5 protein-coding genes are annotated in these 5,646 nt (G+C 68.6%); 4 read left to right on the forward strand and 1 reads right to left on the reverse strand.

Going from position 1 to position 5,646, the window contains the following annotated elements:
- From VNF92_07670 to VNF92_07685, 4 genes are all read left to right on the forward strand, one after another.
- On the forward strand, positions 1-215 hold a 215-nt coding region (locus VNF92_07670; GenBank protein HVA57752.1), incomplete at its 5' end, for a hypothetical protein.
- Between the two features lie 115 nt (positions 216-330).
- Positions 331-777, forward strand: coding sequence for an archease (locus VNF92_07675; GenBank protein HVA57753.1), 447 nt, complete (start codon positions 331-333; stop codon positions 775-777).
- A 27-nt stretch (positions 778-804) separates the two neighbouring features.
- Positions 805-2,238 carry an RtcB family protein gene (locus VNF92_07680; protein ID HVA57754.1) on the forward strand — a complete coding sequence of 478 codons (1,434 nt, stop codon included), beginning with the start codon at positions 805-807 and terminating at the stop codon, positions 2,236-2,238.
- Positions 2,235-5,039, forward strand: coding sequence for an AMP-binding protein (locus VNF92_07685; GenBank protein ID HVA57755.1), 2,805 nt, complete (start codon positions 2,235-2,237; stop codon positions 5,037-5,039). Before VNF92_07680 ends, VNF92_07685 begins: the two co-directional genes overlap by 4 nt.
- 5 nt (positions 5,040-5,044) lie before the next feature.
- Here the strand turns inward: VNF92_07685 and VNF92_07690 are convergent, their stop codons facing one another.
- Entirely contained in the window at positions 5,045-5,260 is a 216-nt protein-coding gene (locus VNF92_07690) for a dodecin family protein (GenBank protein HVA57756.1), read from the reverse strand.
- Positions 5,261-5,646: the final 386 nt, after the last annotated feature.

A 5,646-nucleotide genomic window follows, 5' to 3' on the forward strand; every position in this document is an offset into this window, starting at 1 on the left:
ATGAGGGAAAGAGTGGTGGTCTGATCGCTTGGACGTCTGTCTCAACCACACGCGTGCAAGCGGTGCCGAAACAACCGACCGGCACTCGCCAGCGGGTCAGAACCCTCGCCGGAGGCAGTGATGCCAACGACGAGGGTTCGCCATTTCTGGACGCCGCTGCCGCAGCGGGCGGTCACATCGACTACCAGCCAATAGTGCTCGGCACGGAGGTGTGAGATGCTAGACAGCATGGTGCTCACGGTCGACGACGACGGCGCCGAGAACCGGCTCCACGGCGCCGTCGAAGACATCGAGCGCGAGTTGCACCACACCGGACATCGCTGATCTCCGATGAAGCCGTCCATGCGCACGCTCGCGCACGTTGGCGAATGGCGGATCGAGGTGCGCGCCGATTCACGAGAGGAGGTCTTCGCCGAGGTCGCGCGACAGATCGCCCGAGCCGCCGGCCCCACGGTCGGTTCCGACGGTGACTGGGAGCGGGTCGCCCTCGCCGCCCGCGACGACGCCACGCTTCTCGTGGACTGGGCCAACGAATTGATTGGCCGCGGTGAAGCGGCGGGACGGGCGTACGCCGAGGTGCGGAATATCGCCCTCGCGCCCTCCGGCGATACACCAGCAGCGTCTACCGCGGCGTTCCAGCGCTCGCAGCTCACCGCCGAGATACGAGGGCGCCGGGTCCCCGAGTGGCGCTCCCCACTCAAGGCGGCCACGTACCACGGGGCCGCGTTCGAGCGCCGACGCACGCGTTGGTTCGCGGCGCTACTGTTCGATATCTGACGAGCTCGGTGCCCCACGGGAGGGCCCATGCGCCGTGAGGATCTCATCGCGATTGGCGAGTTCGGCTTCGAGCTGCCGGCGTCCTGGCGCGCCGACATGCGCGTCCCCGCGCGCGTCTACGCCGACGCCGACCTGCTCGCCCCCATGCTTGCAGGCGAGGCGATGACGCAGCTCGTCAACGTCGCCACTCTCCCCGGCGTCGTCGATCACGTGTATGGCATGCCCGACATGCACGAGGGCTATGGCTTTCCCGTGGGCGGCGTCGCCGCCACACTCCTTCCTGATGGCGTCGTCTCGCCTGGTGGCGTGGGCTTCGATATCAATTGCGGCGTACGCCTGCTTACGCTCCCTTTTTCTCGCCGCGACGTTGGCTCGCGGCTCGAGGCGTTCGTGCACGAGCTGTCGCGCTCCATCCCTTCCGGCACGGGACGCGGCGTCGCGTGGCACCTCACCGATTCGGAGCTCGACGGAGTGCTTACCGGTGGCAGCGCACACCTCGTGCGGGCCCACGGGTTCGGCACGGAGCGCGATATCGCCCACACCGAGTCCGAGGGCTGTCTCGACGCCGCCGACCCCGCCATGGTCTCGGCGCGCGCCAAGGACCGCGGACGTGGCCAGCTCGGCTCCCTCGGCGCCGGAAATCACTTCGTGGAAGTCCAGGAGATTGAGTCCGTTCACGACGTCGCGGTCGCCTCTGCCTTCGATCTCTCCCCCGGCCGGCTCACTGTGCTCATTCACACCGGGTCGCGCGGGCTCGGCCATCAGGTATGCACCGACTACGTGAAGCTCATGGATGCGCACCTCGCCGCTTACGGCATCATCCTCCCCGACCGCCAACTCTCGTGCGCACCGGTGAGTTCGGCCGAAGGCTGCGCGTACTTCGCCGCCATGGCCTGCGCCGCGAATTTTGCGTGGGCCAACCGCCAGCGCATCACGCACACCGTGCGCGAGACCGCCGTGCGCGTGCTCGGCGCCGCCGGAAACGACGTCCACGTCGTGTACGACGTGGCCCACAACATCGCCAAGTTCGAGACGTACGGCGGTCGCCGTCTCTGCGTCCACCGCAAGGGAGCGACTCGCTCTTTCGGCCCGGGTAACCCCGAGCTTCCAACGGACTATCGCGCCGTCGGGCAGCCGGTGTTCATTCCCGGGAGCATGGGGACGGCATCGTGGGTGTTGGCGGGCGCCGCGGCGGCAGAGAACCTGTCCTGGAGCAGCGCCTGTCACGGCGCCGGGCGCTCGCTGAGCCGCCATGCCGCCGCACGGCAGGTGACGGGCGGCGCGCTCCGCCGCGAGCTTGAGGCGCAGGGTATCGTCGTGCGCTGCGCCAGCAACCGCGGCCTCGCTGAAGAGGCGCCGTTCGCTTACAAAGACGTCGACCGCGTCGCCGCGGTTGTCGAGGGCGCGCAGCTCGCCCGCCGCGTGGCCCGCCTGCGCCCGCTCGGGGTGATCAAGGGATGACCATCGAAGAACGCGTCGTCGAGGTCTCCCGCGAACTCGCCCGGGAGTTGCGCGGCGACCGCGCCGCGCGCGCCGTCACCCCTACCGCCTCGCTCGAGCGCGACGTCGGTATGGGAAGCCTCGAACGCGCCGAACTGTTCACTCGCCTCGAAGCCGCCTTCGGCCGCGAACTCGACGATCGCTTCCTGCTCCTCGATACGCCGCGCGAGATTGCAGCCGCTGTCGAACTGGCCCCGCGCATCGACGGCGCCATCGTCCCAGCGGAGCATGAAACCGCGGTCGCTGCCAGCACGCTGCGGCTCGATCAGGCTTTCACCCTCGTCGATGCACTGCGCCTGCGAGCAGATGCCGAGCCGGCGCGCATACACGCACGCCTGCACATGGACGATTCCACCCACCCCGTCACATACGGGGAACTCTGGCGCGGCGCCAAACAGATCGGCGCCGCTCTTGTGGCGCGCGGTGTCCGGGCCGGTGAGCCCGTCGCCCTCATGCTCCCCACCGGACTCGATTATCTGCAGTCGTTCATGGGAGTGCTCGCGGCCGGCGCGGTGGCCGTGCCCCTCTATCCGCCCGCGCGGCTCGACCGCCTTGGGGAATATCTGCGGCGGCAGTCGCGCATCCTCGCCAATGCCGAAGCGCGCGTGTTGATCGCCATGCCCGAAGCCGCGCCGGTGGCCCGCGCCCTCAAGACCGACGCTCCCGCATTGACGAACCCGGTCACGGCCCAGGTACTGCGCGACGAAGCCGATGTGGGCGCCGCCAGTGCTGGCATGCTTCCTCCCATCGCGGCCGAAGCGCCGGCGCTCATCCAGTACACGTCGGGCAGCACCGGCGACCCCAAAGGAGTGCTCCTGTCGCACGCCAACCTGCTGGCCAACATCCGCGCGATTTCCGCCGGCGTGGACATGCGCCCCACGGATGTCGTCGTGAGCTGGCTTCCGCTCTATCACGACATGGGGCTCATCGGCGCTTGGCTCACCGCGCTCGTCCAGGGTCTGCCCCTTGGCCTCATGTCGCCCCTCGCGTTTCTCGCGCGCCCCGAGCGCTGGCTCTGGGCCATCCATCAGGAGCGCGCCACCCTCTCCGCCGCCCCGAACTTTGCCTACGAACTGTGCGTGCGGAAAGTGCGCGACGAAACCATCGACGGGCTCGATCTCTCTACCTGGCGCTGTGCGCTCAACGGCTCCGAGGCGGTGAGCGCCGCGACGCTCGACCGTTTCGCGAACCGCTTCGAACGCTACGGCTTTCGCCGCGACGCCTTCATGCCCGTGTACGGGCTGGCCGAGAGTTCCGTCGCGCTCTGCTTTCCGGCGCTGGCGCGGCCGCCGCGCGTCGACGCCGTCGCCCGGGACCCGTTTACCCGCGACGGCCGCGCCGCCCCGGCCACCCCCGGAGACCGCACCGCGCTCCATTTCGTGTCGGTCGGACATCCTCTGCGCAACCACGAGGTGCGCGTAGTGGACGATCACGGAGCCGTGGTGGCCGAGCGAACCGTGGGGCGCGTCTGGTTCCGCGGCCCTTCGTGCATGCGCGGCTACTATCGCAACCCCGACGCCACCGCGCACGCGGTCACGGCCGATGGCTGGATCGACAGCGGCGACCTCGCGTATCTCAGTGACGGCGAGCTATACATCACCGGCCGCGCGAAGGATCTCATCATCAAGGGAGGGCGTAACCTCATCCCTCAGGAGATCGAGGAGATTGCCGGTGGCGTGGAGGGCATTCGGAAGGGATGCGTGGCCGCGTTCGGAGTGCCCGATCCCGCCACCGGCACCGAGCGTCTCATTGTCATCGCCGAAACACACGCTTCGTCCCCGGCCGATCGCGAACGCCTCGAGCGCGCCGTGGTCGAGGCGGTCTCGGTCGAGGTCGGCGTCCCGCCCGACGTCGTGCGCGTCCTCTCACCCGGCACCGTGCCCAAGACCCCCAGCGGCAAGATCCGCCGCTCGGCGGCGCGCGATGCCTACATTGCCGACGCCATGGGTGAGCGTCGTCGCGTGCCCTGGCGCGTGCGGGTCGGCATGGCCGTGGAGCTCGCCGCGCCGAAGTTGCATCGCGCTGCGCGCGCCGCCGGTCGTGCTCTCTACCTGGGCTACCTCGCGGTCGCCTCAACCGCTGCGCTTGTACTGCTGGTGCCGCTCGGCTATGTGCTCGTGCGCGTGTTGCCTCCCGGACGCCCGGTGCGTGTGCTCAGCCGTTTCGTCAGTCGCGTATTGCTCGCCGTCACGGGGTGTTCTGTGAGCGTGGAGGGCCTTGGGAGGCTTCCGTCGAACGGCCCACGCGTTCTCGTCGTGAACCACGCATCGTACGCCGACACGCCGGTACTCCTGGCGGCGCTGCCGATCGACTTCGTGTTCGTGGCCATGACCGAGATCCTCGGCTGGCGCTTCCTCGGCACATTCGCTCGCCGTGGTGAGCACCCGACCGTGGATCGTTGGCACGTACAACAGAGCCTCGCCGACGCCGCCGCGATCGAGGCAAGGCTGCGGCGTGGTGAATCCGCGCTGTTCTTCGCCGAGGGCGGCTTCTCGGGCACGAAAGGGCTGCGCCCCTTCCGACTGGGCGCGTTCACCGCGGCGGCGGCGGCTGGTGCACCTGTCATCCCTATGGCTCTGCGCGGGACGCGCGCGGCGCTGCCGGCCGACGCACGCTTTCCTCACCCGTCGCGCATACACCTCTGGATTGGCGAGCCCCTGCGCCCGTCCGGCACCGACCTGGCAGCCGCCGTGGATCTCCGCGATCGCGCGGCCGCCGCGATCGCCGAGCAGTGCGGCGAGCCGCAATTCATCGTCGCCTAGGTGGACTATTTCACCGGCGACTTCACGACGAACGACACGTTGGCCGTGATGCGGTACCGCACGATCTTGTCCCCCTCGACCACCGCTTTCATGCCGTTCACCCAGATCTCGGTGATGCCGTCGACCGTCTTCGCGACTTCCCGCAGCGCTTGCTGGGCCGCGTCGTCCCAACTCTTGGGGGATTCCGCGATTACTTCGATCACTTTCACGATGGATGCCATGGACTCTCCTTGCGCCGCGCCGGCGCGTATAGCATGGAACGTCGCCGGGTTGTGGAGAGGAGAATGTCGGGGAGTCGAGAACTGTGCGTCAGCGTTGCGGTCAGCTTTTTCAAGGAATCCCTGAATTGGCGACGCGCGCGGGCGGGGCGATCTTCCGTGTGCGTTCGCGGACGGGAATACCGCGGACGGAGCCACCCCGCGGGATACCGTCGGATGGCCGTGCGGCGGGAGTTCGAACCGACCGCGCAGGTTGTGAGGTCGCTGGACACAACTGAAGTCCCGAGAGCCAAGGGGCACCTGAGTCGGTCCCGTCCGATGAGGGAAAGAGTGGTGGTCTGATCGCTTGGACGTCTGTCTCAACCACACGCGTGCAAGCGGTGCCGAAA

The sequence above is a fragment of the Gemmatimonadaceae bacterium genome, from assembly GCA_035533015.1.
Lineage (GTDB): Bacteria > Gemmatimonadota > Gemmatimonadetes > Gemmatimonadales > Gemmatimonadaceae > JAGWRI01.

Coding starts and splice junctions, on each gene's coding strand:
- VNF92_07690 (HVA57756.1), bottom strand. CDS start 5,260: ATGGCATCCATCGTGAAAGTGATCGAAGTAATCGCGGAATCCCCCAAG.
- VNF92_07685 (HVA57755.1), top strand. CDS start 2,235: ATGACCATCGAAGAACGCGTCGTCGAGGTCTCCCGCGAACTCGCCCGG.
- VNF92_07675 (HVA57753.1), top strand. CDS start 331: ATGAAGCCGTCCATGCGCACGCTCGCGCACGTTGGCGAATGGCGGATC.
- VNF92_07680 (HVA57754.1), top strand. CDS start 805: ATGCGCCGTGAGGATCTCATCGCGATTGGCGAGTTCGGCTTCGAGCTG.